This is a genomic window from Exiguobacterium sp. s149, assembly GCF_018618395.1.
Lineage (GTDB): Bacteria > Bacillota > Bacilli > Exiguobacteriales > Exiguobacteriaceae > Exiguobacterium > Exiguobacterium chiriqhucha.
The window spans coordinates 20,998-47,354 of the sequence record NZ_JACSLZ010000015.1 but is presented as its reverse complement, the minus strand read 5'-3'; the positions used below and the strand labels follow the sequence as shown (position 1 = coordinate 47,354).

Annotated in this window: 32 protein-coding genes; 23 read left to right on the top strand and 9 right to left on the bottom strand. The window is 54.2% G+C overall.

The features are described from left to right. Positions 1-103: 103 nt before the first annotated feature. Complete coding sequence (locus tag KNP81_RS14460) at positions 104-1,039, bottom strand: magnesium transporter CorA family protein (protein WP_214720437.1); 936 nt, start codon at positions 1,037-1,039, stop codon at positions 104-106. A gap of 141 nt (positions 1,040-1,180) precedes the next feature. Here KNP81_RS14460 and KNP81_RS14455 point away from each other — a divergent pair, with 141 nt between their 5' ends. Continuing rightward, on the top strand, positions 1,181-1,558 hold the full coding sequence (locus KNP81_RS14455) for an Hpt domain-containing protein (protein ID WP_214720436.1): 378 nt from the start codon (positions 1,181-1,183) through the stop codon (positions 1,556-1,558). 43 nt (positions 1,559-1,601) lie between these two features. On the opposite strand, the gene KNP81_RS14450 is transcribed toward KNP81_RS14455, so the two are convergent. Then, a complete protein-coding gene (locus KNP81_RS14450; RefSeq protein ID WP_214720440.1) occupies positions 1,602-2,477 on the bottom strand; it encodes a chemotaxis protein CheV in 876 nt (291 codons plus the stop codon). 227 nt (positions 2,478-2,704) lie between these two features. Here KNP81_RS14450 and KNP81_RS14445 point away from each other — a divergent pair, with 227 nt between their 5' ends. The 9 genes from KNP81_RS14445 (at position 2,705) to KNP81_RS14405 (ending at position 11,016) form a co-directional block, all read left to right on the top strand. Beyond that, positions 2,705-4,141 (top strand): NADP-dependent glyceraldehyde-3-phosphate dehydrogenase, encoded by a 1,437-nt coding sequence (locus tag KNP81_RS14445; protein ID WP_214720439.1) that lies wholly within the window; start codon positions 2,705-2,707, stop codon positions 4,139-4,141. Between the two features lie 101 nt (positions 4,142-4,242). Further along, positions 4,243-5,220 (top strand): MBL fold metallo-hydrolase, encoded by a 978-nt coding sequence (locus tag KNP81_RS14440; RefSeq protein WP_214720435.1) that lies wholly within the window; start codon positions 4,243-4,245, stop codon positions 5,218-5,220. After that, positions 5,217-5,963, top strand: a complete 747-nt coding sequence (locus KNP81_RS14435) for an SDR family NAD(P)-dependent oxidoreductase (protein ID WP_214720434.1) — start codon at positions 5,217-5,219, stop codon at positions 5,961-5,963. The genes KNP81_RS14440 and KNP81_RS14435 overlap by 4 nt, the downstream gene beginning before the upstream one ends. A 34-nt stretch (positions 5,964-5,997) precedes the next feature. Next, entirely contained in the window at positions 5,998-7,167 is a 1,170-nt protein-coding gene (locus tag KNP81_RS14430) for an ABC transporter substrate-binding protein (protein ID WP_214720433.1), read from the top strand. Continuing rightward, positions 7,154-7,927: an ABC transporter permease family protein gene (locus KNP81_RS14425; RefSeq protein ID WP_214720432.1), complete on the top strand. Its 774-nt coding sequence runs from the start codon at positions 7,154-7,156 to the stop codon at positions 7,925-7,927. Before KNP81_RS14430 ends, KNP81_RS14425 begins: the two co-directional genes overlap by 14 nt. Then, positions 7,924-8,625 (top strand): ABC transporter permease subunit, encoded by a 702-nt coding sequence (locus tag KNP81_RS14420; protein WP_214720431.1) that lies wholly within the window; start codon positions 7,924-7,926, stop codon positions 8,623-8,625. The genes KNP81_RS14425 and KNP81_RS14420 overlap by 4 nt, the downstream gene beginning before the upstream one ends. Further along, the gene (locus KNP81_RS14415) at positions 8,622-9,509 is read left to right on the top strand and encodes an ABC transporter ATP-binding protein (RefSeq protein ID WP_214720430.1); all 888 of its coding nucleotides are present in this window, start codon (positions 8,622-8,624) and stop codon (positions 9,507-9,509) included. The genes KNP81_RS14420 and KNP81_RS14415 overlap by 4 nt, the downstream gene beginning before the upstream one ends. Further along, positions 9,509-10,090 (top strand): CDP-alcohol phosphatidyltransferase family protein, encoded by a 582-nt coding sequence (locus tag KNP81_RS14410; protein WP_214720429.1) that lies wholly within the window; start codon positions 9,509-9,511, stop codon positions 10,088-10,090. The genes KNP81_RS14415 and KNP81_RS14410 overlap by 1 nt, the downstream gene beginning before the upstream one ends. Continuing rightward, a complete protein-coding gene (locus tag KNP81_RS14405) occupies positions 10,087-11,016 on the top strand; it encodes an NAD(P)/FAD-dependent oxidoreductase (protein WP_214720428.1) in 930 nt (309 codons plus the stop codon). The genes KNP81_RS14410 and KNP81_RS14405 overlap by 4 nt, the downstream gene beginning before the upstream one ends. A 33-nt stretch (positions 11,017-11,049) precedes the next feature. On the opposite strand, the gene KNP81_RS14400 is transcribed toward KNP81_RS14405, so the two are convergent. Further along, positions 11,050-11,364, bottom strand: a complete 315-nt coding sequence (locus KNP81_RS14400; protein ID WP_214720427.1) for a thioredoxin family protein — start codon at positions 11,362-11,364, stop codon at positions 11,050-11,052. Positions 11,365-11,490: 126 nt separating this feature from the next. Here KNP81_RS14400 and KNP81_RS14395 point away from each other — a divergent pair, with 126 nt between their 5' ends. Then, on the top strand, positions 11,491-12,030 hold the full coding sequence (locus tag KNP81_RS14395) for a PadR family transcriptional regulator (RefSeq protein ID WP_214720426.1): 540 nt from the start codon (positions 11,491-11,493) through the stop codon (positions 12,028-12,030). 3 nt (positions 12,031-12,033) lie between these two features. Here the strand turns inward: KNP81_RS14395 and KNP81_RS14390 are convergent, their stop codons facing one another. Beyond that, the gene (locus KNP81_RS14390) at positions 12,034-12,864 is read right to left on the bottom strand and encodes an aldo/keto reductase (RefSeq protein WP_214720425.1); all 831 of its coding nucleotides are present in this window, start codon (positions 12,862-12,864) and stop codon (positions 12,034-12,036) included. A 76-nt stretch (positions 12,865-12,940) separates the two neighbouring features. Between KNP81_RS14390 and KNP81_RS14385 the strand changes: the two genes are divergently transcribed. Beyond that, a complete protein-coding gene (locus KNP81_RS14385) occupies positions 12,941-13,471 on the top strand; it encodes an NUDIX domain-containing protein (RefSeq protein WP_214720424.1) in 531 nt (176 codons plus the stop codon). A 112-nt stretch (positions 13,472-13,583) separates the two neighbouring features. Next, positions 13,584-14,063 carry a ferric iron uptake transcriptional regulator gene (gene fur, locus KNP81_RS14380; protein ID WP_016509373.1) on the top strand — a complete coding sequence of 160 codons (480 nt, stop codon included), beginning with the start codon at positions 13,584-13,586 and terminating at the stop codon, positions 14,061-14,063. Positions 14,064-14,109: 46 nt separating this feature from the next. Here the strand turns inward: fur and KNP81_RS14375 are convergent, their stop codons facing one another. The 4 genes from KNP81_RS14375 to KNP81_RS14360 are packed head-to-tail and all read right to left on the bottom strand — an operon-like array spanning position 14,110 to position 17,527. Then, a complete protein-coding gene (locus KNP81_RS14375; RefSeq protein ID WP_214720423.1) occupies positions 14,110-14,946 on the bottom strand; it encodes a Cof-type HAD-IIB family hydrolase in 837 nt (278 codons plus the stop codon). 12 nt (positions 14,947-14,958) lie between these two features. Next, on the bottom strand, positions 14,959-15,339 hold the full coding sequence (locus KNP81_RS14370; RefSeq protein WP_021067638.1) for a VOC family protein: 381 nt from the start codon (positions 15,337-15,339) through the stop codon (positions 14,959-14,961). Continuing rightward, on the bottom strand, positions 15,336-16,517 hold the full coding sequence (locus KNP81_RS14365; protein WP_214720422.1) for an MFS transporter: 1,182 nt from the start codon (positions 16,515-16,517) through the stop codon (positions 15,336-15,338). Before KNP81_RS14365 ends, KNP81_RS14370 begins: the two co-directional genes overlap by 4 nt. Positions 16,518-16,528: 11 nt before the next feature. Beyond that, positions 16,529-17,527, bottom strand: a complete 999-nt coding sequence (locus KNP81_RS14360) for an ROK family transcriptional regulator (protein WP_214720421.1) — start codon at positions 17,525-17,527, stop codon at positions 16,529-16,531. 225 nt (positions 17,528-17,752) lie between these two features. Here KNP81_RS14360 and xerD point away from each other — a divergent pair, with 225 nt between their 5' ends. The 6 genes from xerD to KNP81_RS14330 all read left to right on the top strand — a co-directional run bounded on the left by xerD (position 17,753) and on the right by KNP81_RS14330 (position 22,981). Then, positions 17,753-18,637: a site-specific tyrosine recombinase XerD gene (xerD, locus tag KNP81_RS14355; protein ID WP_021067635.1), complete on the top strand. Its 885-nt coding sequence runs from the start codon at positions 17,753-17,755 to the stop codon at positions 18,635-18,637. 23 nt (positions 18,638-18,660) lie between these two features. After that, positions 18,661-19,827, top strand: coding sequence for a phosphopentomutase (deoB, locus tag KNP81_RS14350; protein ID WP_214720420.1), 1,167 nt, complete (start codon positions 18,661-18,663; stop codon positions 19,825-19,827). Between the two features lie 13 nt (positions 19,828-19,840). After that, positions 19,841-20,650, top strand: a complete 810-nt coding sequence (locus tag KNP81_RS14345; protein WP_214720419.1) for a purine-nucleoside phosphorylase — start codon at positions 19,841-19,843, stop codon at positions 20,648-20,650. 28 nt (positions 20,651-20,678) lie between these two features. Beyond that, the gene (locus KNP81_RS14340; RefSeq protein ID WP_214720418.1) at positions 20,679-21,980 is read left to right on the top strand and encodes a pyrimidine-nucleoside phosphorylase; all 1,302 of its coding nucleotides are present in this window, start codon (positions 20,679-20,681) and stop codon (positions 21,978-21,980) included. Positions 21,981-22,094: 114 nt separating this feature from the next. Continuing rightward, positions 22,095-22,535: a peptidylprolyl isomerase gene (locus KNP81_RS14335; protein ID WP_029334855.1), complete on the top strand. Its 441-nt coding sequence runs from the start codon at positions 22,095-22,097 to the stop codon at positions 22,533-22,535. 89 nt (positions 22,536-22,624) lie between these two features. Further along, on the top strand, positions 22,625-22,981 hold the full coding sequence (locus tag KNP81_RS14330) for a GCN5 family acetyltransferase (RefSeq protein WP_214720417.1): 357 nt from the start codon (positions 22,625-22,627) through the stop codon (positions 22,979-22,981). An 11-nt stretch (positions 22,982-22,992) separates the two neighbouring features. Here KNP81_RS14330 and KNP81_RS14325 read toward each other — a convergent pair whose 3' ends face one another. Further along, positions 22,993-23,463, bottom strand: coding sequence for a DUF309 domain-containing protein (locus KNP81_RS14325; RefSeq protein WP_214720416.1), 471 nt, complete (start codon positions 23,461-23,463; stop codon positions 22,993-22,995). A 78-nt stretch (positions 23,464-23,541) separates the two neighbouring features. Between KNP81_RS14325 and KNP81_RS14320 the strand changes: the two genes are divergently transcribed. The 4 genes from KNP81_RS14320 to KNP81_RS14305 all read left to right on the top strand — a co-directional run bounded on the left by KNP81_RS14320 (position 23,542) and on the right by KNP81_RS14305 (position 26,357). Beyond that, a complete protein-coding gene (locus tag KNP81_RS14320; protein WP_214720415.1) occupies positions 23,542-24,309 on the top strand; it encodes a segregation and condensation protein A in 768 nt (255 codons plus the stop codon). Beyond that, complete coding sequence (gene scpB, locus KNP81_RS14315; protein ID WP_021067627.1) at positions 24,287-24,880, top strand: SMC-Scp complex subunit ScpB; 594 nt, start codon at positions 24,287-24,289, stop codon at positions 24,878-24,880. The genes KNP81_RS14320 and scpB overlap by 23 nt, the downstream gene beginning before the upstream one ends. After that, on the top strand, positions 24,881-25,639 hold the full coding sequence (locus KNP81_RS14310) for a pseudouridine synthase (protein ID WP_021067626.1): 759 nt from the start codon (positions 24,881-24,883) through the stop codon (positions 25,637-25,639). Positions 25,640-25,775: 136 nt separating this feature from the next. Then, on the top strand, positions 25,776-26,357 hold the full coding sequence (locus KNP81_RS14305; RefSeq protein ID WP_214720414.1) for a redoxin domain-containing protein: 582 nt from the start codon (positions 25,776-25,778) through the stop codon (positions 26,355-26,357).

The window sequence follows — 26,357 nt, the reverse complement described above, 5'->3', positions numbered from 1 at the left end:
AATTAGGCTACCTCACACCGATAAAATATGGTGTGGTGGCAGCCTAATAAGGTGTTTTTATTAGTGTCTCATATAGCTAGGTCAGTCTAAACACCATCTTTTTTTAGAAATATCGTTTGCGCCACAAAATGTAAAACGCGAGGCTTGAGAATCCGATCATCATCGTGATGGCGAACACGAAGCCAATCGGTTGGCCTTCCCACGGCACTTGGACGTTCATCCCGAATATCCCGGAAATCATCGTCGGGATACTGAGTACAATCGTGATCGAAGCCAAGAACTTCATCACGAAGTTGACGTTGTTCGAGATAATCGAACCGAAGGCGTCCATCTTGATGCTGATGATATCGTTATAAATCGACGCCATCTCCATCGCCTGGCGGTGCTCGACGAACACGTCCTCGAGCAGTTCCTCGTCTTCCTCGTGCTTCTCGAGACTCGGTGTCTTGACGATGCGGTCGAGGACGCTGTCGTTCGCTTTGAGCGACGTCATGAAGTAGACGAGCGACTTCTGTAAGTTCATCAATTGAAAGATTTCCTGATTTCGCATCGAACGTTGCAACTCTTGCTCGAGCTCGTCCATGCGCCGATCGATTTGGCGAAGGAAGCGCAAGTACGTCATGCTGACTCGGTGCAAAATCTGAAAGACGAACCGGCTCCGATAGTTCGTCCGGAACAGACGGGCTTTTCCGTTGGCGAACAAATTGAGCACGTCGAGGTCACGCGAACAGACGGTAATGAAATGGCGTCCGGTGACGATAATCCCGAGTGGAATCGTATTATAAGTGCGTCCCGTGTCGTCTTCTTCGACGTAAGGGACGTCGATGATCATGAGGAGACCCTCATCATCTTTTTCAAATCGTGGTTTTTCTTCAATATCAAGCGGGTCATAAACGAAATCTTCAGGAATGCCGGAGGCAGCGATGACTTGATCGGCCTCGTCTTTCGTCGGGTTGACGAGTTGAATCCAGCTCCCTTTGTCAAAGTCTTCGATTTCGTCGACACGCCCAGATGCGTCGGTACGGTAAATCGTTAGCATAATGTTCCTCCTACCTTAGCTCAACCTAATTATAGGTAGGCGAATGAGAGAGTGCAATCGGAAAAAGAGGAGTTTTTTTGTTTTTTCTCGAAAACATGCTACAGTGGGTAGGAATGTTAGTAGGATTGAGGTAAAGGAGGGATGGAGTTGTCACAAACGCCCCATAATGCTCTGTTTAACGAAGAAAAGTTGGCGGAGCTCCATCAAATCGCTAGCGGAAATAAAGATTTCTTGAAAAAGATTGCCGAGACATATATCCGTCAATTCGAGACGAAGTTCCCTGAATTGAGACGTATGGTGACGCAACGGAACCATGAACAAATCGAACAGCTCGCCCACTTGTTGAAAGGGGCCTCTTATTCGGTCGGACTCGATGAGACGGCCGCACGTTTCCATCAGCTCGAAGTCGCAGGGGAGACGAACGAGACCGAAAACCTTGAACCGATTCTCGACGACATCGAGGCCGATATGCGACGCTTCGATGAGGAATGGGATGCGCGATTAAATAAATTTTCATAAAAAAACGGGATTTCGCCATGAGGCGACGTCCCGTTTTCTTGGTTTAGGCTAAAAATTCGTCGAGGGTGGCAATCAAGATGCCGATCTCCGGCTTCGTGATTTGAGCGTTTGCCCCGACCGCGTCGCCTTTATGTTTCAAATCGTCCGAGATGAGCGACGAGAAGATGACGATTGGCAAGTCGGCGAAACGATCCATGTCGCGGAGTCGTTTCGTCAAATGCAGCCCGTCCATTTGCGGCATCTCGATATCGGTGATGAGCAAGTCACATTGGACATCGCTCTGTTCGAACGCATCAAGCGCTTCCTTCCCGTTGTTGAAGATGGTCGTGTTGAAATAGCCGGCGTCATCGAGCGTATCGATGATAAGCGTCCGCAGCATCTCCGAGTCCTCGGCGATCCAGACATGTTTGTTCGAGCGCTCCCGGGCACCGAGACGTTTGACCGACTCGCGGGCCATGATGTCCTTACGGGACAGCTCGAGGGCGATGCGCTCGTAGTCGAGGAGGATAATCATTTGGTCGCCGGTCTTGACGACCCCGTTCGTGATGCCTTGCATGCCGCGCGCGAGATCGGACGGCGTGTCAATCTGTTCCCATGAGATGCGTTTAATCTCCGTCACTTGATCGACGCGGAGCACCGATTTCTCTCCGTTGAACTCACAGACGATCAAGCGATCATTGTCCCCGACGTCACGCGGATGTCCGATGACCATCGGTAAATCGATGACGGTCATGACTTCACCGCGGAGCTCAATCAATCCCATGATCGCTTCCGGAGTGCCCGGGAGCGGAGTGAGGGGAAGCATCGTGATAATCTCACGTACCTTCATGACGTTAATCCCGAAAATGAACGGGCCTGACTGGAAAATGACGATCTCTAATTCGTTCGTGCCTGCCTCAAGTAAAATATTATGATCCATGCTCACTGGTGGTCCCTCCTAGTTCACGTACTCTCATCTCTTCTATCGGTCGATTTGATGAACATCTTCAGTTGAAAGTGGCAAAGTCGAGGCGGAATTGACAAAAAATTGACGCGTAACCGTTTACATTACATAAACTGAATCTTTATAGTTGTTCAACCGATTTGATTTTGCATACAATGGGGGTGGCAACGAGATATCAAAGCTTACTCAGGAGGCAGATAGAGATTATGAGTATGAACACGTATCCATATTTAATTAATGGACAATGGCAGGAATCAACAACGAACGAAACAATCGAACTCGTTTCACCTTATACAGATGAAATCGTCGGGCACGTCCAAGCGATGTCTCGCGACGAAGTCGACGAGGCGATTCACGGCGCGAAAAGCGCACAACAGGAATGGGCGGCGCTTCCGGTCAACAAGCGTGCCGAACTGTTGTACGCTTGGGCAGATAAACTCGAAGAACGTGTCGATGAGATTGGTCAAATCATCATGCGTGAAGTCGGGAAGAACTTGAGCGACGCGAAAAAAGAAGTCGTTCGGACAGCAGAAATCATCCGTTATACGGCTGAAGAAGGTCTTCGTTTCACGGGCGGCTTCATGCAAGGGGACTCATTCCCAGGCGGCTCGAAGAACAAGATGGCAATCATCAAGAAAGAAGCGCTCGGTGTCGTCCTCGCGATTTCACCGTTCAACTACCCGGTCAACTTGGCAGCAGCCAAAATCGCCCCGGCGCTCATCACCGGCAACGCGGTCGTCTTCAAACCGGCGACACAAGGTGCCATCAGTGGTGTGAAGATGGTCGAGGCGCTCCAAGACGCTGGTCTTCCGAGCGGTCTCTTGAACCTCGTCACAGGACGCGGATCGGTCATCGGTGACTATTTGACATCGCATCCTGGAATCGACATGATTACGTTCACAGGCGGTACGGGAACAGGTCAACACTTGTCACAACAGGCATCGATGGTACCTGTCGTGCTCGAACTTGGCGGAAAAGACCCGGCGCTCGTCCTCGAAGACGCAGACCTCACGCTTGCGGCTGATCAAATTGTCAGCGGGGCGTTCTCGTATTCAGGGCAACGCTGTACGGCCATCAAGCGCGTATTCGTGCTCGAGCACCAAGCAGACGAACTCGTCGGCATGTTGAAAGAGCGTGTCGAGAAGCTCACGGTCGGTTCACCGATTGATAACAGCTTCATCGTCCCACTCATCGACAAGAAGTCGGCAGATTACGTCCAAGGCTTGATTGACGATGCCGTTAACAAGCAAGCGACGGTCGTCCACGGAAACGAGCGCGACGGCAATCTCTTGCATCCGACGCTCCTCGACCATGTCACGCGTGACATGCGCGTCGCTTGGGAAGAGCCGTTCGGACCGGTCTTGCCGGTCATCCGTGTCAACTCGCTCGACGAGATGATTGAACTCACGAACGAGTCCGAGTTCGGTCTTCAAGCGAGCGTGTTCACACAAAACGTGAACAGCGCCTTCACGGTCGCCGACAAGCTTGAAGTCGGTACGGTCCAAGTGAACGGCCGTACGGAACGTGGCCCAGACCACTTCCCGTTCATCGGCGTGAAGCAGTCAGGCCTCGGCGTTCAAGGGATTGGACGCAGCCTCGAGACGATGACACGTGATAAAGTCACCGTCATCAACTTATAAGACATCGGAGAGGAGAAATCCTCTCCTTTTTTTGTGTGATTGAAATCCCTTCTTTCGGACAGGTATAATGAGTGAAGATAGGTGGAAGGGGTTGTGGGGACGTGGCGAACTGGATTTCAAGCCAACTGGCAAGACTCGATATACCGACGCCGTTCGAGGTCGGCAATGTGAACGTCTATGTCGTCGAACATATGAACCGTTTCTTTATGGTCGATTGCGGACCGGACACGGAAGAGGCGTGGACGTCATTGACGACACAATTGGCCGAGCTCGAACTGACGCTCGCAGATATTGACTTTTTATTTTTGACGCACCATCATGCCGACCATGCGGGACAGGCGTGGCGTCTGCGGGACGCCTCGATTCCCGTCTACGGGCATGAGAAACTCGTTCGCTACTTGGAACAGACCCCGAACTTCATCAAACGGGGCAATCAGTTTTTACACGACTTGGCGCACTGGTTCGGGACACCGGAGGCGATTGTGAATAAACTGCCCGATTATCGGGAGGCGTTGCGCTGGATTGGACCGACGACCGTCACGATGACGTTCGAGGACGGGCAGGATGTGACAAGCGACGGGGCGTGGAAGACGATTCATCTGCCCGGACATGCGAGTGACCAGCTCGGACTGCTCGGTCCGGGAGGCGTGTTGATTGCGGGCGACCATTTGATTGATGCGGTCGAACCGAATCCGCTCATCGAGCAACCGTACGAAGGAGAAGGGTTCGCCTCGCCGGTCGTCCTTTATCTCGATTCGTTACGGAAATTGCAAGCGGTCGATTTGAAGCTCGTCGTGAGCGGGCACGGGGAACCGATTCACAAGCCGCTTCCGTTGATTGAGGCCCGTATCAGTCAGCGCTATGAGCGGAGCGAGCTCCTTCTCAACGACTGGGTCGACGGTTTGAGCGTGTTCGATTGGTCGATGCGTCTGTATGGACGCAAGATGCGACGGGCGATGCCGCTCGTCTTCAGTGAAGTGTTCGCCCGTTTGACGTTGCTCGAGGAACGGGGGCGCATCGTCAAGCAGTTGGCGGACGGAAAATGGATTTATGTGAGAGCGGAGGAAATCGTAGAATGAGACATATTGTCATCACGGGTGCGTCGAGCGGCTTTGGGGCCGCGCTGGCGCATTCTTTTTATGAGTCGGGTGCCCGATTGACGTTGATTGCACGAAACGAGGAGCGGTTGCGCGAACTCGGACAGAAATTATCGGCCGATTGGATGGTGGCCGACGTCTGTACCGACTATGGTACGCTCGTGGCACAAGTCGAACGTACATATGGAGCGATTGACGTCTGGGTGAACAATGCCGGGATTGGCGAGTTCGACCGGGTCGTCGATCAAACGACCGACGTCATCGAGGAGACGATGCGCTTGAACGCGAACGCCCCGATGTTGCTGGCACGTGACTGTGCGCGGACGATGCGCCGTGGCAGTACGATCATCAACGTCTGCTCGCAAGCGGCGAAAGTCCCGACCCCGAAATCGGCCGTCTATGCCGGATCAAAGGCGGCGCTGCTTCAATTCTCGAACGCGTTGCGGTTGGAACTGAAGCCGGCTGGGATTCATGTGTTGACCGTCAACCCGGGACCGATCGCGACGCCGTTCTTTCTTCGGGCCGACAAGAGTGGACGTTACGAGGCGAGCGTGAAATCGATTATGCTCGACCCCGATCGTCTCGCAAAACGCGTCGTCGCTGCATGTGAGGCGACAAAACGTGAAGTGAACGCCCCATGGTGGATGAATCTTGGCGCAAAACTGTACGCAATGTGCCCGGTCATGTTCGAGCGGCTCGCAAAACGGGGATTTGACAGAAAGTAAATGGGTCAACACAGAGAAAAAAGGGGGAGCTATGATGCGCCGATTGAAACAATTTGGCTTGATGCTGTCACTCGTCTTCCTCGCTGCCTGCGGGACGACGCGCGCCGAAATCGCACCGACGTTCGAACAGGCGGCTGAAGAAGCGAAACAGTCGACGGTCAATTTCTATATGTGGGGAGGCGATGACGGCATCAATCGCTATATCGATGAATATGTCGCGCCCCGTCTGAAAGAGACGTATGACGTGGAATTGAACCGCGTCCCGATGGACACGGCCGAATTCGTGCGCCAATTGTCGCTCGACAAACGGGCGAACCGAGAAGAAGGCACCATCGATCTGATGTGGATCAATGGGGACAATTTCCGTAACGCCGCCGAGGCCGACTTGTTGCAGGGCGACCTGCTCGACAAAATCCCGAATGCCGCACTGTTGAACGAGGAAGCGCAAGCGAACGATGCGGGCACTCCGACGAACGGGCTCGAGGTCGCCTGGGGCAACGTCCAGTTCGTATTACATTACGATGCTGACAACGTGAAAAATCCACCGACGACGTTCGACGAATTACATCGTTGGACCGAAGAAAATCCGGGCCGTTTCACGTATCCTGAAGTGACAGACTTCACCGGGAACGCGTTCGTCCGGCATCTGTTGTACGCCGAGTATGGTGCTGCGGCCGGCGATGGTGAGATTCCAGACGAATTCTGGGAGAAGCTTGCGACGTGGTCGCCGAACCTATGGAAACAAGGGTCGACGTATCCAAAATCGCTCGCCCAACTCGACCAGTTGTATGCCGTGGGTGACGTTTGGATGACGATGGGCTTCAATGAGCGGCGCGCCGAGGCGGAACGCAATGACGGCGTGTTTCCGAACGGGACACGGGCGCTCGTGCTCGAACATTCAATCGCCTCGACACACTTTCTCGCCGTACCGTTCAACGCGACCAATCCTAACGGTGCGCTCGTGGTCATCAATGAGTTACTGTCACCGGAAGCCCAGCTCGCCAAACAAGATGCGACATACTGGGGGGACGGGACATCGCTTGATTTGACGAAACTCGATGCGTCCGACCGTGACGCCTTCTTGAAGCTTGATGACGGGGTCACTTATCCTGATCCGGAACGTCTCGCCGAACGATCGATTCCCGACTATGGGCCGGCCGTGATTGACGCAATTCGCGAGGAGTGGGAACGTGTCGCGCAGTAGTCTATGGATCAGTCTGTTCGTTCTGGCCTTGCCGTTCACCGGTGTCGCCTTCTTGATCTACGAGACCGTCGGCTTCGACTGGTCTGAGTTGAACGATGAGGCCTGGCGCGCCAGTCTCGCCGTGACGCTGTATGTGACACTCGTCTCGACGGTCCTCTCACTTGTCATCGGGACATGGCTCGCCCGGTCGGTGTACCGACGCCGGTCGACATGGCTCGCGTCGCTACTCAGATGGCCGATGTTCGTCCCGCACGTCGCGGCCGCGTATTTATTTTATGTCTTGTTCTCGAGTGGCTTCCCGTTCTATGGGGTGGTGGAGGCGAACGAACGTCACCACCTCGTCGTCATTTTGACGTACGTTTGGAAAGAGGTGCCGTTCGTGTTTTTGATGGTAATCGGGACGTATGCCCAACTGAATCGGGGTTACGTCGACATGGCGAAGACGCTTCAACTGACGCCGTTCGAACAATTTAAAGTGGCCGAATGGCCGTTCCTCGTCAAACCGCTCCTCGACTCGTTTTGGGTGCTCGTCGCGTTCATTTCGTTCGCTTATGAAGTGCCGGCCTTATTGGGGGTCACATTCCCCGAACTGCTCGGGGTGCTCGCGTATGAACGGTTGACGACCGGGCTGTTTTTAAATGCGTTCGAGTCGTACGCCGTTGCGCTCGTCTGGACGCTGTTCATCTTTATCGGTGTCATCGGCTCCTATACGCTGACGGCTAAACGACGACGGCGGATCGAGCGGGGGGTGAGACGATGAGTCGATTTCTTACCGCGGGTCTGATTCTGTTCCCGTTCGTCGGGCTGTTTTTGGCGTTCCCGGCCACGTTCAACTGGGATAAGGCGATCGGTAATACGGTCGTTTATGTCCTCGTACTCGGATTCGTCAACGTCTGGCTCGGCATCGGGACGGCATGGTGGCTCATGTTCACTGAATCGAGATGGAAGACTGCAGTCGAATGGTTCACGTTCCTCCCGCTCTTCATCCCGGTCCTAGCGACCATGTTCGGGATGTATATCGCCTTGGCGCAACTCGGTTTGGTTGGCACCCACATCGGCGTCGGGCTCGTGTTACTCGTCACGACACTGCCATATTCGATTCGATTGGCGTATAACGCCATGTACGTGATCGGTCGACCGCTCCTCGAACAGACGTTGACGCTCGCCCCGTGGAGCCGGTTCGGCCTCGTCTTGTTCCCGCTCTTAAAAGAGACAATTCGGACGATCGTCTTGTTCTCGAACGTCATCGTGTTGAGTCAATTCGTGCTCGTCCAATTGATGGGGGCCGGACTCATCCCGACGGTCACGACGCGGCTCTACCAGGCCTATGCTGGCAATGACGTCGCGTTGGCGTTACAAAATACATGGGTGCTCATCCTCGTGCCGGTCCTGCTCTATCTTGGACTCGGTGGATTGTTTGGCATCTGGATCAGATTGGTGAAAGGGCGGTTACAATGAGTTTAGTGTTATCAGGCGTCCACAAACGTTTTAAAGACCGCGACGTGTTACGCGGCATCGATTTAGACATTCCGAGCGGCGAGATTCATGCCCTCGTCGGGGTGAGCGGGTCCGGAAAGTCGACGTTGCTCCGCATCGTCGCCGGTCTTGAAACGCTAGACGCGGGCACGGTGAGGTGGGACGAAACGTCGCTCGACGGAGTGCCGCCCCACTTGCGCCGAGTCACGATGCTATCGCAATCCCCACTCTTGTTCCCGCATTTGACGGTCGGCGAGAACGTGACGTTGGCCACGCCGAACCGGTCGCGTCAAGAAGCGGAGACATGGCTCGCCCGCGTCCGACTAGCAGGTCGCTATGACGCTGAGATTCACGAGCTGTCGGGCGGAGAACAACAACGGGTGAGCTTTGCCCGGGCACTCGCGGCTTCACCGCGGCTCATTCTACTCGATGAACCGTTCACGAACCTCGATCCCGAACTCAAATACGAGTTGCAGCGCCTGATTCGAGACCTCGTCCGTGAACTCAGGTTGACGGCGCTGCTCGTGACGCATGACCGGGAAGAAGCGATGCTCGTCGCTGACCGGGTGACGCTGCTCGAAGCAGGGCATATCCGTGCGAGCGGCACCCCGCAAGCATTAGGCGAGACGGAATCGACGTTCGGCGATTTTATCAAACTGGGCTCGGAGCTGACCGCTTCGATTCACATCGAGGTGACGGACGACCCGACGGACGAGCCGGTCGAGCTCGTCCGGTCGTTCACGCGATTCGGGCATCGTCTCGGGGAGTATCGCCGCGCGCATGGAGAATACGTCATCTTGCCGCGTCATGAATCGTTCCGGGACGGTGGGACGTATTATTTACGGAAGAGACAAGGAGGAATTTGATGTTAGACACATACGGTAGCCGGTTCGTTCGTCCCGTCATCGAGCGCGGGGCCGATCGGCTCTTGAAATGGAAGTTCACCCCGAATGAAGTGACCATCCTCGGGGGCATCATCGGCATCTCGGTCGGCCTGTTCATTTATAACGACATGCTGTGGACGGCCGTCTTGCTCTTATGGGTGTCGGGCCTGTTCGACGTCCTCGATGGGACGATGGCGCGACGTTCGCAGAAGACGGGCTTCGGGACGGTGCTCGACCTCGTGTTCGATCGGATCGTCGAGATTGCCGTCGTCATCGCGCTCGCCTTACGTCATCCAGAACATATGCCGATTTTTCTGCTGTTGCTCGGTTCGTTCGTCGTGGCGATGACGTTGTTTCTCGCCGTCGGCGCGAGCAGCTCCCGTCGGTCGGAGAAATCATTTTATTATCAACCTGGGATTTTGGAGCGGACGGAATGTTTCCTCTTGTTCACGCTCATGATTTTGTTCCCGATGTGGATCGGTGTCATCGCGACGATTTTCCTCGTCCTTGAAGTGGCGACCATCTTGCAGCGCTTGTTCGAAGCACGGCGGATTTTACGATGAAGCCGCGTCTCGTTCTCGTCGGGCTCGGCCATGGACAGCTCGAGATTCTCGAGCAGCTCGACGCGCTCCGGGAACGATATGACGTCCAATACATCGGGGGGCGTGAAGCGATTTATACGGGTGCGTTCCCGCAAGTGATCGCCGGGGAGATGGAATCGGCGACGACACGGTTGCGACCTGATGTCACGCCGGTCGCCCAACGCCTCGTCGGCCTCGACCCGGATGCCCGGATCATCGAGACCGACCGCGGACAAGTCGGCTATGATCTCCTCGTGCTTGCGACCGGTGCGAAAAGTCGCGGGATTGGGACGAAGTTAAAGCCGATGACGTCACATGTCATGGATGAGATTAGGGACAGCGAGGCCATCACAATCGTCGGCGGCGGCAAGGCCGGGGTCGAGCTCGCCTTCGCGTGTATCCGGGATCAGCGACGCGTGACATTGTATGCGCGTCGTCTGTTGCCGGAACTCCCACGGCGCGTCGCGCAGCGCATGGCACGTCGTCTCGTCCGGAGCGGTGTGACGCTCATCATGGCCCCGTTCCAACCCGGACAAGAGGATGGACTCGTCTTGGATGCGACCGGTGTCGTCGCCGACGACTGGTGGTCAACGGCAGGGCTGGCCGAAGCAACGGCGTTCATCGAGACCGAGGACGATTTGCGACACCCGGTCTATCGCGATATCTTTGTCACCGGCGATATGGCGGCCCGGTTGAACGGAGGCGTCGATGCCGTCCGTTCGGGGCGGCACGTCGCACGTCTCTTGCTCGGCACACCGCGGCCATTCAAAGCGCGGACGTCGCTCAATATCTTATTGACGACTCCGGGACGGGCGCTCTTGACGTACGGGAAGTGGACGTGGCACGGGCAGTTGCCGTATCAGTTGAAACGGACGATTGACCGACGTTATCTCGCGCGATTCAACTGAACAAAAAAAGACGACCGCGAGGGTCGTCTTTTTTCATGCGTTCAACGTATCGAGGAACGAACGGATTTGCATCTCCGTCTTGGCGTTCGCCGAGTGGAGGTGTTCTTGCTTGACGCCTCCTTTATAGAAGAGAAGTGACGGGATACCGCGCACTTCTTGGGCGTCCGACAATTCCGGCAACTCGTCGCGGTCGACGACGTACCAGTTGAACTGTGGGTAGTCTTTGACGAGTTCGTCGACGTACATATCGAGGCGACGGCAGTCCGGGCACCATGACGTCGTGAAGACGACCATGCCTTTATCTTGAATGGCTTCTTGGAATTGCTGATCGGATTGAATCGGTTTCATAAAAATCTCTCCCTTCACGTATATTGTCTGTGTAATCGCAATGGGCGTCAACCGATTGGCATTCTCGGTCGCGCCGCAATATGTGATACACTAATAAAAATAGAACCGCAAGGATAGGTGATGGTTATGGCGTTACGTCATGCACTACTCGGGTTATTGACCCATCAACCCGCTACCGGCTATGCCTTGAACGCGACGTTCAAAGCGCAAATGATTCATTTTTGGCACGCCCATCATACACAGATTTATCGTGAACTGTTAAAAATGGAGGACGAAGCACTCGTCTCCTCTGAGCACGTGGCCCAACATGATTTACCGGACAAAAAGATTTACTCGATTACCGAGACGGGACGCCAAGAGTTGATTGACTGGCTACGGCAACCGACCTCGTACCAACCGAAGATGAAAGATGAGAACTTGCTCCGGGTCAGCCTATTGCAGTTGCTCCCGCTCGACGAGGCGATTCGCTACGTCGAGGAGACGAAAGCGCATCACGAGCAAGTCGCCCATCAAATCCGGGCGTTTCAAGCGGCCCATCAGTCTGAGGCCGACACGCTCGGTTATTTATTGACGAGCGAGTATGCGATTCGGATGATGGAAAATTATGCGGGTTGGGCCGATTGGGCCATCGAACAAATGAAACAACGTGATACCGATGCGACCTGACGTTCAGGTCGCATGTTTTGTGTAGGGATGGACCGGCAACCGTGCCAACAGCTCGTCCAGTTCGTCCGAGTCGACGTCGGCCTGATTGGCGGCAATCAAGTCGTTCAATTGATCGACCGAAGAGGCACCAGGCAGGACGACGGCACACGTCCGTTTCGCGGCGGCGAGGGCATACGCTTGAATTGGTGTCGGCATCGTCGGCAACACGTCGCGCAACTCGGATGCAGACCATGCCTCGAACCCTTTGTCCGACAAGCGTTTTGACCACGCGGCGGTCAATAGCCCTTTGGCGAGCGGGCCGCGCCCGACAATCGGGATGTCGAGGTCGAGCGATTCGATACGACGATCGAGCAACGAATAAGGCGTCATCAAGACGTCCAGCTCACCGTGTTCGAGCCAATAGCGAATGACGTTCGGACGAATCGAGGACAATCCGATTTGTCGGATGACCCCGGCTTGTTTTTGACGGCGCATGAAGGCGATCGTCTCATCAAGGTCGTCCTCGATCGTACCACCATGGACATAATATAAGTCCAAATAGTCGGTCTGGAGACGTTCGAGCGAATCGGCCAGCGCCTGTTCCAAATACGCGGCACTCGGATCCCAGCGCATCCCGTCCTCGGTTCGCACGTTCCCACCCTTGCTCGTCAAGAACAGCTCATCCCGGCGTCCGGCGAACGTTGAACCGACAAGCCGTTCCACCTCGAAATGATCGTAGACGTCGGCCGTATCAAAATGCCGAATCCCGGCGTCAAAGGCTGCCTCTAAAATTCGACGACCTTCCGCTTCCCCATGCTTTAAAATCGACATCGTTCCTAACCCTAACTCTGCCATTGATAATTCCTCCTTGTTCCGTCTGACGATATGAATCATAATCACAGTATATAGGAAAAGTGAGGGGTACATACAAATGGAAGAGAAAACGATTGAACGGGAAGTCATTTACGAAGGAAAGATCTTTAACGTCGAGAAACACGTCGTCTCGCTCCCGAACGGAGGCACCTCGGTCCGCGAACTCGTCTACCATAACGGAGCCGTCGCCGTTCTCGTCGTCGATGAAGACGACCGCATCGTCCTCGTCGAACAGTACCGGAAAGCGTTCGAATCGATGTCACTCGAGATTCCGGCCGGAAAACTAGAAGTCGGCGAGGAACCGCTCATGAGCGCGAAACGCGAACTCGAAGAAGAGACGGGTTATACGGCCGAGACGCTCGAAAAAATCTTCTCATTTTATGGGGCGCCCGGTTTTTGTAGCGAGCGGGTCGACGTCTATGTCGCCCAAGGCTTGACGGCCGGTCCGATGAACCTCGATGAGGATGAGTTTTTACAAGTCCAACGTTTCACGTTCGACGAGGCGGTCGACTTGCTGGCGAGTGGACGCATCACGGACGCGAAAACGATTATGGCGATTCAATGGTGGCAATTATCTAAATTGAAATGATTCTAAACTAGAGTGAGTTATGTTACACTTACATAGGAATCATTTTAATTTGAAAAACCGGACGAACTTCGGTATGCTTTGAATAGTGAATTATGCTAAGAGGGGGCGCCTTATGGAAACGCGAATTGAACGGATCAAACAGCAATTGAGCGCCAAAGGATATAAATTGACACCGCAACGAGAATCAACTGTCCGGATTCTACTTGAGAATGAGACGGACCATTTAAGCGCGGAGAACGTGTTCATGCTTGTCAAAAGCATCGCACCGGAAATCGGGCTCGCGACCGTCTATCGGACGCTCGAGCTGTTGACGGAGCTCGGTGTCGTCGACAAAGTCAACTTCGGTGACGGCGTCGCACGTTTCGACCTCAGACCGGAAGGCGCGAACCATTCGCATCACCATCTCGTCTGTGTCGAATGCGGTTCGGTCGAAGAAATCATGGAAGACCTGCTCGTCGACGTTGAGAAGAAAGTCGAAAGCAAATATGAATTTTTAATCAAAGACCATCGCTTGACGTTTCACGGCATCTGTAAAGTCTGCCAAGCCAAAGGCGTCACGCTCGAAGGTCACAAAGCAGTCATCAACGGATAACGCAAGACAGGCAGCCTCATCAGGGCTGCCTGTTTTTTGTATGTCGTCACGTCGCCAAATAACGGGACAGGACGGTGGCGATCCCGTCTTCATTGTTCGATGTCGTCATTTCCGTGGCTATGGTCAAGATGTCCTCGACGGCGTTGCCCATGGCGACGCCGATGCCGGCATACTCGATGATCGACCGGTCGTTGTGCCCGTCACCGAACGCGATGACACGGTCGCGGCTGATCCCGATGTTTTGGAACACATGGTCGAGCGCCCGGGCCTTGTCGATGCCGAAGTCTGTGAACTCATAGTACATGGCGGCCGTGAACATGCCGGTGACGCGGTCCGTGAACGGTCCGGCGAGCGAAGCGGCATGCGCCTGCAGATAGTCAGGTTGTCCCGCGACGAGAATCTTATAGACGGGGAAATTGATGGCGTCGGCGAGACGGGGTGCTTCCCGTAATTGGAACCGACCGCCGCGCGACTCGTACTCGATAATATTGAACGGTTCACCGTTCAACTCGAGCATGCCGTTGAAGACGTCATTGACATACATATACGTCTCGTCATTGATCATCGGAATGACATCGAAGCCGGTCAAATGATCCAAAATGGCACGAGCGTCGTTCGGATGAATCGCCTGTTCGAACAATGTTTCTTTAGTCGCCGCATCCGTGACGCACGCCCCGTTCGAGGAGACGATGAGTCCCCCGTATTCATGCAGTCTAAGCTCTTCGGCGAACGGTTCGATACCCCGTTTCGGCCGTCCGGAGGCGAGTACGACTTTTTTGCCTTCCGCCTGGAGGTCGAGCAAGATCTGTTTCGTGCGCGGTGAAATCATCTTCTGGTCGGTCAATAACGTTCCGTCTAGGTCGAGTAAAATCGCCTGAATCATCGTCTCATCTCCTTAAATCGTCAATTCAAGTTTATTTTGTTCGGGGTCGAGCAGGACACTTTCATAATAACCGTCTCCCGTCGTCCTCGGTCCGTCGATGAGCGGATACCCGTCGACTTCGAGTCGTCGTGTCAACGCATCGACCGCCTCTTTGCTACCGAGCGCGAACGCGATATGCGCGTAGCCGATCGTTTCGCGTGGTGTGCCTTGGACGTCCGGGCGTCGCATCAACTCGAGCCGGCATGTCGAATCAGGGAACGTCAGAAAATAGGATTCGAACTGTTTTTGTTCGTTCGTATACTTATCGTTTGCAGTTGCCCCGAGGTACGTCTCGTAGAAGCGGCGCATCGGTTCGAGGTCGTTCACCCATATGGCGATGTGTTCGATTTTCATGTAAGTTCCTCCTTTGATGGTTGGTGCATGATCAAATTCAAGCGTTCCGTGTTCCAGAGCATTCCGAGCATGATCAAGACGGTCACGAGCGGAAATAAGCCGAGCGACGTCTGAGACACGATGAGTCCGAATAGCGGGGGCAGGAACGTGCTGCCCGTGTAGGCGAACGCCATCTGGAATCCCATCAACCGTTTTGCCCGTTCCTTTCCGAACCGCTGCGGCGTCTCATGGAGCATGCTCGGGTAAATCGGGGCCAAGCCTAGCCCGATAAAAATCAATCCGACCAACATCGCTCCGGTCGCCGGAATGAGAAACACGAGGCTACCGATTAAAGCGAGGGTTTGCCCGAGCCGAATCATCTGTCGATTCGTGAAGCGGAACGAGAGGAACCCGCTCAGGAAGCGACCAAGCGTGATGCTGCCGTAATAGATTGACACCCACGTCGCAGCCGTCGCGACAGAGAACTGTTTCATCTGGACGAGGTAACTGCTGGCCCACAGGCCGATGAGCGCCTCAATCCCACAATAGAGAAGGAACGTGGCTAGCGCATACGAGAGGCCTTTCGGCATCTTTCGTTCGAGCGCGGTCACGGCCGTCTCTTGTCGTTCGAGCGGTGAGGGCTCCGTTTTGTTTTCGCGCTTCCAGAGCGGGAACGACAGGAGCAGGAGGAAGGCGAGCGCGAATTGAATCAATGCGACGATTAAATAGCCGTCACGCCAACCGCTCTCCGTCAAGACGCCGGCCATGACGAGCGGTCCGCCCGTCGCTCCGACGCCCCAGAAGCAATGGAGCCAGTTCATATGGTGCGCCTTATAGTTTTCTGCGACGTAATGGTTGAGCGCGGCATCGACCGCCCCGGCACCAAGTCCGAGTGGAATCGATAGGACGAAAAGCCAGATCAAGGACGGGGCCGCGTAAAAGCCGAGCAGGCACATTGCCGTCACGAGTCCGGAGCCGAACGTGACTTGCTTCGTATCGAATCGTTCGAGTAACCTACCGCTGAGTAGGCTCGATAAAATCGTGCCCGCGGCAATGGTCATAAAAATCCATCCGGCCATTGAGATCGGGGCGTTGAACTCGACGTGCATTAACGGCCAACTGACACCGAGCAAGGCGTCGGGCAGGCCAAGACTGATAAAGGCAATGTAAATCACGGTCAATAATAAAAATCCTGTCATAATTCACCTCTTCAAATCGATTCAAGGATGAACCCGACGCAACGTCGAGCTAAGCCTGCGAAATAATCTTCCTCCCATATGCCGATCAATAAATCTGGGGTGTGAGCCGCCGGAATATGACGCTGGCAGGCGTTCCGAATCCCCTCCAACTCGGTATCGACGAGATCGACGTCCGAAAAAATGATGGCGTGCGGATTGAGCGTCGCGGTGAAGGTCGCGACGAGCCGACCGTGCGCATCGAGCGCGGCGTCCGACAATGGGGCCGGGGCCGACCGCTCACTCGCTATCCGGTCATGAAACGTCGAGTCGTCATAGAGTGGTAGAAACGAAATCTCCCCGCTGAACCCGGTCTTTCCACGGATGAGCTGTCCGTTGATGAGTATCCCGGCACCGGGTCCGTTTTTTCCCAGATAGATGTAGACGATTGACTGGTCGCCAGTGAGTTCGTGCGTGTGTCCGTATCCATAGACAGCCGCGTTCATGTCGTTCTCGATGACGGCAGGGCGAGCTGTGCGTGACTCGACCCAATGTTTTAAGTCGAGGTGTGCGAACGTAGGATAGTCCGGGGCGAAGATGACCGTCCCGTCCGCGACAGCCGCCGCGACACCGATGGAGATTGCGCTCACGTCGGGGGTTCGGTCCAACTGTCGGTCGAGCACCGAGCCGAGCGCACCGAGGTGGTCCCCGTTTAGAATCTCCTGCGTCCCGTCGTTAATCGTTGCGCCCTTGCAATCGATGAGACGATAGCGGACGACCGACTTCTCGACGTATAGCGTCAATCCGTGCGTGAACCGCTCATTATAGATGTAACGTTTGGCTGGGCGACCACCGCGTGAATCCTCAAAACCGTGTTCGAACACTTCACCGGCCTCCATCAACTGCTCCAACTGCTTCTTGACGGTCGGAAAGCTGAGCCGGGTCGCCTCCGAGATGGCGGCGATGGTCGAATGACCGGATAAGACGAGTTGACGTCTGACGGCGACCGTCAGATTAGTAGTGGTCTGTTCCATGGACGACTCCTCCCAAACTTTTTAAATCATTTTAATAAGTCGACTTGAGTGTAACAAATCATGATGAGATTTGTAAGCCCTCAATCGAAATATATGGATGAAAACCTCACCCAAATCTGTCACAAAAAAGCTTTTAAAAAAATGAGGTCAGACGTCTTCACAACGGTTTACATAAGTGATATGATGTAAGCGTATTCAGGTGTAACAAGGAAGGAGGGGGATGTCATGCGTTCGCAAGTCGAGTCATTTTTGCAGTACATGACGGTAGAAAAACGAATGTCGACGAACACGAGACAAGCCTATGCGAGCGATTTGACCCAGTACTTATCGACGTTGACCCAACTCGGGGTGACTGAATGGAATGAAGTCACGCGGGCACATATCGTCAAGCATATGGAAGAGTTGTCGCAAGCCGGTCGGGCTGCTTCATCATTGCGGCGGGCCGTCAGTTCGATTCGGACGTTCCATCATCATTTAAAGATGACGGGTGGGGCAACGACTGACCCGGCGCTCTATTTAGAGACGCCGAAAGCAGAGCGCCATCTACCGGACACGTGGTCGCAAGACGAAGTCGAGCGATTGCTCGACAGCGTTCCGACGTCTGACCCGCTCGCGCTGCGCGATCGGGCCATGCTCGAACTGCTTTACGGAACAGGTATGCGCGTCAGTGAACTTCTTGGGCTCGATTTGGATGATTTACAGTTCGAATTGGGGTATCTACAGTGTGAAGGCAAAGGCGAGAGTGCCCGGATTATCCCGGTGTCATCTGTCGCCCAAAGTTTTGTCGAACGCTATATCCAACAGGCACGTAACGGGCTTGGTGGTCGGGAGACCGAGGCGTTGTTCTTGAACGGACGTGGTGGTCGGCTCAGTCGTCAAGGATTCTGGAAGATGATTAAACGACGGGCCAAAGAGGCTGGCATTCAAAAAGAGATCACGCCACACGTGCTCCGGCATTCGTTCGCGACACACTTGCTCGAGAACGGCGCCGACCTTCGGGCCATTCAACAGATGCTCGGGCATGCTGACCTCTCCACGACTCAAATCTACACACATGTCAATAAGGCACGACTCCACGATGTCTATCGAAAACATCATCCGCGTGCGTAAAGACACTAAAGGAGGAACTTTTTGTGAAGAAATTTAAACGTATTTTCTTGGTCGTCATGGACTCGGTCGGGATTGGGGAAGCCCCAGATGCCGACCAGTTCGGAGACGTCGGTTCAGACACGCTCGGGCATATCGCTCGTGAACACGGTGGGTTGAACATGCCGCATATGGGCCGTCTCGGCTTGGCGAATATTAAACCGATCGAAGGCATCGAACCGTCTGAGACGCCTAGCGCCTATGGACGTATGGAAGAGATTTCAGCCGGGAAAGACACGATGACCGGCCATTGGGAGATCATGGGCCTTCATATCGATACGCCGTTCCGCGTCTTTGAGGAGTTCCCGGATGACTTGATCAATCGTCTCAAAGAGTTCAGCGGACGTGACGTCATCGGCAACAAGCCGGCATCAGGCACAGAGATTTTGGATGAGCTCGGTGAAGAACACGTCAACACGGGCGCCTTGATCGTCTACACGTCGGCTGATTCGGTGCTTCAAATCGCGGCGCATGAAGAAGTCGTCCCGCTCGACGAGTTGTATCGCATCTGCGAATACGCCCGTGAAATCACGCGCGAAGACCCGTACATGCTCGGTCGCATCATCGCCCGCCCGTTCCTCGGAACACCTGGCGCTTGGGTCCGCACATCGAACCGCCACGACTATGCGCTCAAACCGTTCGGCAAGACGGTCATGAACACGCTCGAGACGGCCGGGAAAGACGTGATCGCCCTCGGGAAAATCAGCGACATTTATGACGGCGAAGGCGTCACAAAAGCGATTCGGACGAAGTCGAACATGGACGGGATGGATAAGCTTGTCGAATCGCTCGATGAAGACTTCGAAGGACTCTGCTTCTTGAATCTCGTTGACTTTGACGCACTCTTCGGTCACCGCCGTGACCCAGAAGGCTATGCGATCGCGCTTGAAGAGTATGACGCCCGTCTACCGGAAGTGATGGAGAAGTTGCGTGAAGACGACTTGCTTATCATCACGGCCGACCACGGGAACGATCCGACGGCACCAGGCACGGACCATACGCGTGAATACGTGCCGCTCATCGTTCATCATCACGGCGCGACAGCAGTCGACCTCGGGATTCGAGGAACGTTCGCCGACATCGGCGCCACAGTCGCGGATAACTTCGATGTCGATGCACCAGCACACGGAAAGAGTTTCTTAAACGAAATTTGAGGAGGCACTACTCATGGTAAATTGGAACGAAACAAAGGCATTTTTACAGGAACGCATGAACGGAACACCAGAAATCGGACTCATCCTCGGCTCAGGACTCGGCGTCCTCGCCGACGAGATCGAGAACGCGGTCAAAATCCCTTACGAGGACATCCCGCACTTCCCGGTATCGACCGTCGAAGGACACGCTGGACAACTTGTCTTCGGTGACCTCGAAGGAAAACGCGTCGTCGCGATGCAAGGACGGTTCCACTTTTATGAAGGCTACTCAATGGAACAAGTCACGTTCCCGGTCCGCGTCCTCAAATTGATTGGTGTCGAGACGCTCATCGTCACGAATGCGGCCGGTGCTTGCAACGAGTCGTTCAACCCAGGGGACTTGATGATCATTACGGATCACATCAACTTCTTCGGTACGAGCCCTCTCATCGGTAAGAACGCGAGCGACTTCGGAACACGTTTCCCGGACATGTCAGAAGCGTACGATAAAGCGCTCGTCACATTGACGGAAGGCGTCGCCACAAAACTTGGACTTTCTGTTCAAAAAGGCGTCTACTTCGGGAACACGGGTCCGACTTACGAGACACCGGCCGAAGTCAAGATGGCTCGCCTGCTCGGAGGCGACGTCGTCGGCATGTCGACGGTGCCTGAAGTCATCGTGGCCCGTCACTCAGATATGCGAGTGCTCGGCATCTCGTGCGTGTCAAACATGGCAGCCGGGATTTTAGATCAACCGCTCAACCATGAAGAAGTCATCGAGACGACAGAACGCGTCCGCCAAGACTTCCTTTCACTCGTACGCGGCACGATTCAAAGCATGTAACCACTACCCAACTAGGAGGACGAAACTTATGCGCATGGTCGATTTGATTTTGAAAAAACGTAACGGTGGCGAATTGAACGAAGAGGAGATTCGTTTCATCGTCGAAGGCTTCACGAACGAGACGATTCCTGATTATCAGATGTCAGCCCTTTCGATGGCGATTTACTTTAATGGCATGACAGAGAAAGAGACGGCGGCCTTGACGATGGAGATGGTCAAGTCTGGTGACGTCATCGATTTGTCGAACATCCAAGGTAAAAAAGTCGATAAACACTCGACTGGCGGCGTCGGTGACAAAATCAGCTTAATCGTCGCTCCGCTCGTCGCGTCAATCGGGATTCCGGTCGCGAAGATGAGTGGTCGCGGTCTCGGCCACACGGGTGGGACGATCGATAAGCTTGAATCGTTCCCTGGCTTCAACGTCGAGTTGACGGAAGAACAGTTCACGAAGCAAGTAAACGACATCAAGATGTCAATCATCGGTCAGACGGGCAACTTGACGCCTGCCGACAAACGTCTTTACGCACTCCGTGACGTGACGGCGACGGTCGATTCAATCCCGCTCATCGCGAGCTCGATCATGTCGAAGAAGATCGCGGCCGGTGCCGACAGCATCGTCCTCGACGTCAAGACGGGTTCAGGCGCGTTCATGAAGTCGTTCGACGACGCGAAAGCGCTCGCTGAAGAGATGGTCGCCATCGGTAAGAACGTCGGCCGTCAAACGGTCGCCGTCATCACGGATATGGACCAGCCGCTCGGTTTCGAAATCGGGAACGCCAATGAAGTGAAAGAAGCGATTGAAGTCCTCTCGGGCAAAGACGTGACCGACTTGAAGACGATTGCCCTCACGATTGCCGGCCATATGGCGGTACTCGGCGAGTTCTATCAGACGTTCGAGGAAGCGTACGCTGACCTTGAGAAACGGATGGCCGACGGTCGTGCCCTCGAAGTGTTCCGTCAGTTCGTAGCGGCACAAGGTGGCGACGCGTCGCTCGTCGATGACTTGTCGAAACTTCCGCAAGCGAAGTATGAGACGACGTTCGTCGCGAAACAAGCAGGTTACGTCGAGTCGATTATCGCTGACGAAGTCGGTGTGGCAGCGATGCTCCTCGGCGCAGGTCGCGCGACAAAAGATGATCAGCTCGACTTCGCGGCCGGTATCACGCTCGAGAAGAAAGTCGGTGACAAGGTCGAGGCCGGTGACGTGATCGCCGTGCTCCGTTCGAACAAAGAAGACATGACATCTGCGCTCGAGCGGATGGACCACGCGTACACACTCGGTGCGACAGAGCCGACGGCGCGTCCACTCGTCCACGCCGTCATCCAGTAAGCGGCAAGTCAGAACGTCTGTTTCCACAAAATAGTGGAGACAGACGGTTTTTTTTGATAGAATGGGCAATGTGTGAGTGAGAATGACAATATGAACATAAAGGGGTAACTTTTCATGAAAAAAGGATCTATGAAATTAGAGAACGGCGAAATGATCGAATTCGACTTGTTCCACGATGCGGCACCAATCACGGTCGACAACTTCGAGGAGCTCGCGAACAGCGGCTTCTATAACGGTTTGACGTTCCACCGGGTCATCCCAGGTTTCGTCAGCCAAGGCGGTTGCCCAGACGGGACAGGCATGGGCGGTTCAGGCAAGACGATCCCATGTGAGACATCGACATCGTTCCCATACAAACATGAAGCGGGTTCGCTTTCAATGGCACACGCCGGACGCAACACGGGCTCGTCACAGTTCTTTATCGTCCATGAGCCACAACCACATCTCGACGGTGTCCACACGGTCTTCGGAAAAGTGACGTCTGGTCTTGAGCACGCGGTCAAACTTCGTCAAGGCACGAAGATGGCCGAAGTTAAAGTTTGGGACGAGAATTGATTTCTGCCTGAACGTTATGGCACAATGAGCCATGTCTCTCACGTGTTCACTTAGTGAAACATGAATGACTAAAGGTGGTGAAACCAGCAATGCTGGTGAAATACAAACAATCGTACGAAAAGACGGCGATGGGCTTGCTCGCGTTCTCATGTAGCGACAAATCTCCGCTCGCCTTGCTCGACCTCGTTCGGTCCTATGAAGATGATCCTGCCAAATTCCTTTATCTCTGGAGAGTCGGGGAAGACTTCGTCGGGATTATCGGGATGGAGCAACAAGAGACGACGATGATCATCCATCATATCGCGCTGTCTCCGTCGTTCCGCGGCGAGAAGCGTTCTTACGAACTGCTCGATGAGACCCGCAACTTATTGCCGCTCGACTTGACGCTCGTCGGTCGAGGCAAGACCGGGGACTTGCTCGATAAATGGAATCAAGTCGCAATCTAAAAAAGCTAGGCTCAGCGCCTAGCTTTTTTGCGTGCCTCGAGCGCCCGGAGACGCTCGTTGACGACCGGTGTTCGGTCTCGATATATATGTTTATGGACGAGCTCGTCAAACGTGAGCGTCGTCGGTTCGAAAGTGGGCTTCAAACGCTCGATTCGTTGCCGCGTCGGGTTGTCGAGCGGGAGCGTCTCGGGAAGCGGCCAACGACCCAGGTCCTTGGCGAACGCGTCCACGTCGATGCCGTGCCCCTCGAGCTCGGTCGCGGCCAATCCAAGCTTTTGCTGCAACGCCGCGATGCTCTTTTTCGCCCCGGCCATATTGCCGCGGCGGGCATGGTAATGGGCGACGGCGTACTGAATCAAGGCGGCGTAACCTAAATCTTGACGGCCTCCGTCTTGCCAAGCTTCCTCGAGCACTTCGTGGCATTCGAAATAATCGGCATGGCATTCAAACAAGAGCGTATACTGGATTAAAGGCGTTGACATCAAATTTCTCCTTTCGTGGTCACGGTACTACAAAACATGTTATACTAAAGCGCAAAAATGTAAATGGCAGGTGTCTCTATGGAAGCGTACAACGTCAAAATCGATACGTTCGAAGGTCCGCTCGACTTGCTGCTCCACTTGATCGGCAAGATGGAGCTCGACATCGCGGACATCTCTGTCTCCGAGGTCACGGACCAGTATGTCGCCTTTATCCGGGCGATGCAAAAATTTGAGCTCGATGTGGCCAGTGAGTATTTGGTCATGGCGGCGACGTTGCTCCAATTGAAGAGCAAGCAGCTGTTGCCACCGGTACCGGTCGAAGAGGATGACATTCCTGACTTCGGCGAAGAACCGACCCGCGAAGGGTTGATTCGACAGTTGATTGAATATAAGGCCTATAAAGAAGCGGTCGTGTTCATGCGCGAGCAGGAAGAGTCTCGGCTCGAACTGTACAGCCGCCCGGGCCAAGATTTGACGCGCTATATGTCCGACCTCGTCCAACCGTACGACGGACCGCTCAACTTCTCGGACTTGTTGCACGCCTATTCGAAGATGGTCGAGCGCAAGCGGTGGAAAGAACGCCGCAAGAAGACGATCAAGCGCGAAGAACGGACGCTGGAGGAGCAGATGACGCGGTTGCACGAGCACGTCTCGGCAGCAGGGACGACCTCGTTCTTTTCGTTTTTTGAGGAGCGGCCCGATGTCTCCGACCTCGTCGTCACGTTCATGGCGCTACTCGAATTGATCAAGTTGCGTGTCGTCACGACCAAACAAGAAGAACGGGACATTCAAATCTCGTTCGTCGAATCATCAAAGGAAAGGAATGAAGCCGTTGCTGTCTTATGAAACGATTATTGAGAGTCTACTGTTCGTTGTCGGCGAAGAAGGGATGGAAGTGCGTGCCCTCGCGGATACACTCGACATTTCGGAAGCCGCCGCCCGCGAACAGTTGAGTAAGCTAGAAGTATCGTTTAAAGACTCCGGTCGCCCGTTCCAATTGATTGAATCGGCGGGCGTGTACAAGCTCGTGACGGTCCCCGAGGTATCCGAGTATATTCAGCGTTACGTCGGCACGATGGCCGAACAAGCGTTGTCTCGGGCCGCGATGGAGACGCTCGTCATCATCGCGTACAAGCAACCGGTCACCCGGGCCGATATCGAAGAAGTGCGGGGCGTCAAAGTCGAACGCGTCATCCATACGCTGTTATCAAAAGGGTTGATTGAGTCGGCGGGCCGGGCCAAGACGATCGGACGGGCCAAGTTGTACCGCACGACCGAGCATTTCCTAGACCATTTCGGGTTTAATTCACTTGATGAATTGCCCCCATTAACGTTTGAAGACGAGCTCTCGGACGAAGGTGATTTGTTCTTCGGCCAGCCGTCTGCGATTATGCAAGATAGATTGGAGAATGAATAAATGGAACGTTTACAAAAAGTGATTGCCCAAGCAGGTGTCGCCTCACGGCGCAAAGCCGAAGAAATGATTTTAGATGGACGGGTCCGCGTCAACGGGAAAGTCGTGCGCGAACTCGGGACGAAAGTCGGACCGAAGTCTGAAGTCGAAGTCGACGGTGTGAAAATCGAACAAGAAGAGCATGTCTACTATGTCCTCTACAAGCCGAGCGGTTACGTCTCGACGGTCGAAGACGATAAAGGTCGTAAAGTCATCACCGACCTCGTCCCACCCGGATCACGTGTCTTCCCGGTCGGACGTCTCGACTATAACACGACGGGACTCATCATCTTGACGAACGATGGAGAGTTCTCGAACATGATGACCCATCCGAAGTTCAAAATCCCGAAACGCTATGTGGCGAAAGTGAAGAACATTCCTTCGTATATCGCGATGAAACAACTCGAGTCGGGCGTCGAGCTCGATGACGGATATAAGACGGGCAGTGCCCAAGTGAAGATGAAGACGGTCGACCATAAGAAAAACTCGGCCATTCTAGAAATCGTCATCTCGGAAGGCCATAACCGTCAAATCCGCCGCATGCTCGAAGCAGTCGGTTCGGAAGTCATCAAATTGAAGCGCGAACAGTTCGGTTTCTTGACGCTCGACGGTCTCACGACGGGCGAATGGCGTGAACTGTCACGCAAAGAAGTATCCAAGTTGCGTGAACTTGCCAACCCGACCGTACCCCCTGTACAACGAGGCAAGAAAAAGAAAAAATAACAACTAAAAAATCGTCCTGAGATAGGATGATTTTTTAGTTTGTGGAGATTGTGTGACAAAAAGATGAAAAAAGTCTGTTAATGTGCGTTTTTGGTGTTTTTTCAGTACAATAACAACTGAAGGATGGTGTGAACTCATGACGAAAGAAACAAAGTCGGGTGATCGCATGAATCAGGCGATGGCCCATAAGAAAAAACGGTCATTTTGGCGGCTCATGATCATGACGATGGTCCTGTTCGCAGGAGCGGTCGTCATCATGCAATTGATTGAACAAGCCGGCAACGACGGACGGGTCGAGGCCGGTGACGATGCGCCGAACTTCAAGCTCGTCAGTTTAGACGGGACGACGATGGTCGAGCGTGAAACATACGACGGCAAAGGGCTACTCTTGAACTTCTGGGGCACGTTCTGTGAACCGTGCGAGAAAGAGATGCCGGTCGTTCAGGACAACTATGCGGCCCTTCAAGACATGGGCGTTGATTTTTGGGCGGTCAATGTCGGTGAGACACCGCTCCGGGTCGATAATTTTGTGAACGACCTCGGCGTCAAGCTCGACTACCCGATTTTGATGGACACGCGCAGCGAAGTCGAGAAGGCGTACGGGATTTATAACTTGCCAGTCACATTCGTCATCGATGCGGATGGCAAAGTGATTGAAAAGTACGAAGGTGAACTCACGAAAGAGAAACTGATGGAGTTGGCCGAGAAGTCATTGTAA

What these genes read in the sequence shown, in the direction of transcription:
- KNP81_RS14405 (WP_214720428.1), top strand. Translation starts at nt 10,087, where the DNA reads ATGAAGCCGCGTCTCGTTCTCGTCGGGCTCGGCCATGGACAGCTCGAG.
- KNP81_RS14360 (WP_214720421.1), bottom strand. Translation starts at nt 17,527, where the DNA reads ATGGAACAGACCACTACTAATCTGACGGTCGCCGTCAGACGTCAACTC.
- KNP81_RS14455 (WP_214720436.1), top strand. Translation starts at nt 1,181, where the DNA reads ATGGAGTTGTCACAAACGCCCCATAATGCTCTGTTTAACGAAGAAAAG.
- KNP81_RS14375 (WP_214720423.1), bottom strand. Translation starts at nt 14,946, where the DNA reads ATGATTCAGGCGATTTTACTCGACCTAGACGGAACGTTATTGACCGAC.
- KNP81_RS14460 (WP_214720437.1), bottom strand. Translation starts at nt 1,039, where the DNA reads ATGCTAACGATTTACCGTACCGACGCATCTGGGCGTGTCGACGAAATC.
- KNP81_RS14395 (WP_214720426.1), top strand. Translation starts at nt 11,491, where the DNA reads ATGGCGTTACGTCATGCACTACTCGGGTTATTGACCCATCAACCCGCT.
- KNP81_RS14340 (WP_214720418.1), top strand. Translation starts at nt 20,679, where the DNA reads ATGCGCATGGTCGATTTGATTTTGAAAAAACGTAACGGTGGCGAATTG.
- KNP81_RS14330 (WP_214720417.1), top strand. Translation starts at nt 22,625, where the DNA reads ATGCTGGTGAAATACAAACAATCGTACGAAAAGACGGCGATGGGCTTG.
- KNP81_RS14430 (WP_214720433.1), top strand. Translation starts at nt 5,998, where the DNA reads ATGCGCCGATTGAAACAATTTGGCTTGATGCTGTCACTCGTCTTCCTC.
- KNP81_RS14415 (WP_214720430.1), top strand. Translation starts at nt 8,622, where the DNA reads ATGAGTTTAGTGTTATCAGGCGTCCACAAACGTTTTAAAGACCGCGAC.
- KNP81_RS14320 (WP_214720415.1), top strand. Translation starts at nt 23,542, where the DNA reads ATGGAAGCGTACAACGTCAAAATCGATACGTTCGAAGGTCCGCTCGAC.
- fur (WP_016509373.1), top strand. Translation starts at nt 13,584, where the DNA reads ATGGAAACGCGAATTGAACGGATCAAACAGCAATTGAGCGCCAAAGGA.
- KNP81_RS14335 (WP_029334855.1), top strand. Translation starts at nt 22,095, where the DNA reads ATGAAAAAAGGATCTATGAAATTAGAGAACGGCGAAATGATCGAATTC.
- KNP81_RS14420 (WP_214720431.1), top strand. Translation starts at nt 7,924, where the DNA reads ATGAGTCGATTTCTTACCGCGGGTCTGATTCTGTTCCCGTTCGTCGGG.
- KNP81_RS14400 (WP_214720427.1), bottom strand. Translation starts at nt 11,364, where the DNA reads ATGAAACCGATTCAATCCGATCAGCAATTCCAAGAAGCCATTCAAGAT.
- xerD (WP_021067635.1), top strand. Translation starts at nt 17,753, where the DNA reads ATGCGTTCGCAAGTCGAGTCATTTTTGCAGTACATGACGGTAGAAAAA.
- KNP81_RS14325 (WP_214720416.1), bottom strand. Translation starts at nt 23,463, where the DNA reads ATGTCAACGCCTTTAATCCAGTATACGCTCTTGTTTGAATGCCATGCC.
- KNP81_RS14305 (WP_214720414.1), top strand. Translation starts at nt 25,776, where the DNA reads ATGACGAAAGAAACAAAGTCGGGTGATCGCATGAATCAGGCGATGGCC.
- KNP81_RS14435 (WP_214720434.1), top strand. Translation starts at nt 5,217, where the DNA reads ATGAGACATATTGTCATCACGGGTGCGTCGAGCGGCTTTGGGGCCGCG.
- KNP81_RS14345 (WP_214720419.1), top strand. Translation starts at nt 19,841, where the DNA reads ATGGTAAATTGGAACGAAACAAAGGCATTTTTACAGGAACGCATGAAC.
- KNP81_RS14370 (WP_021067638.1), bottom strand. Translation starts at nt 15,339, where the DNA reads ATGAAAATCGAACACATCGCCATATGGGTGAACGACCTCGAACCGATG.
- KNP81_RS14410 (WP_214720429.1), top strand. Translation starts at nt 9,509, where the DNA reads ATGTTAGACACATACGGTAGCCGGTTCGTTCGTCCCGTCATCGAGCGC.
- KNP81_RS14310 (WP_021067626.1), top strand. Translation starts at nt 24,881, where the DNA reads ATGGAACGTTTACAAAAAGTGATTGCCCAAGCAGGTGTCGCCTCACGG.
- KNP81_RS14385 (WP_214720424.1), top strand. Translation starts at nt 12,941, where the DNA reads ATGGAAGAGAAAACGATTGAACGGGAAGTCATTTACGAAGGAAAGATC.
- scpB (WP_021067627.1), top strand. Translation starts at nt 24,287, where the DNA reads ATGAAGCCGTTGCTGTCTTATGAAACGATTATTGAGAGTCTACTGTTC.
- KNP81_RS14365 (WP_214720422.1), bottom strand. Translation starts at nt 16,517, where the DNA reads ATGACAGGATTTTTATTATTGACCGTGATTTACATTGCCTTTATCAGT.
- KNP81_RS14390 (WP_214720425.1), bottom strand. Translation starts at nt 12,864, where the DNA reads ATGGCAGAGTTAGGGTTAGGAACGATGTCGATTTTAAAGCATGGGGAA.
- KNP81_RS14450 (WP_214720440.1), bottom strand. Translation starts at nt 2,477, where the DNA reads ATGGATCATAATATTTTACTTGAGGCAGGCACGAACGAATTAGAGATC.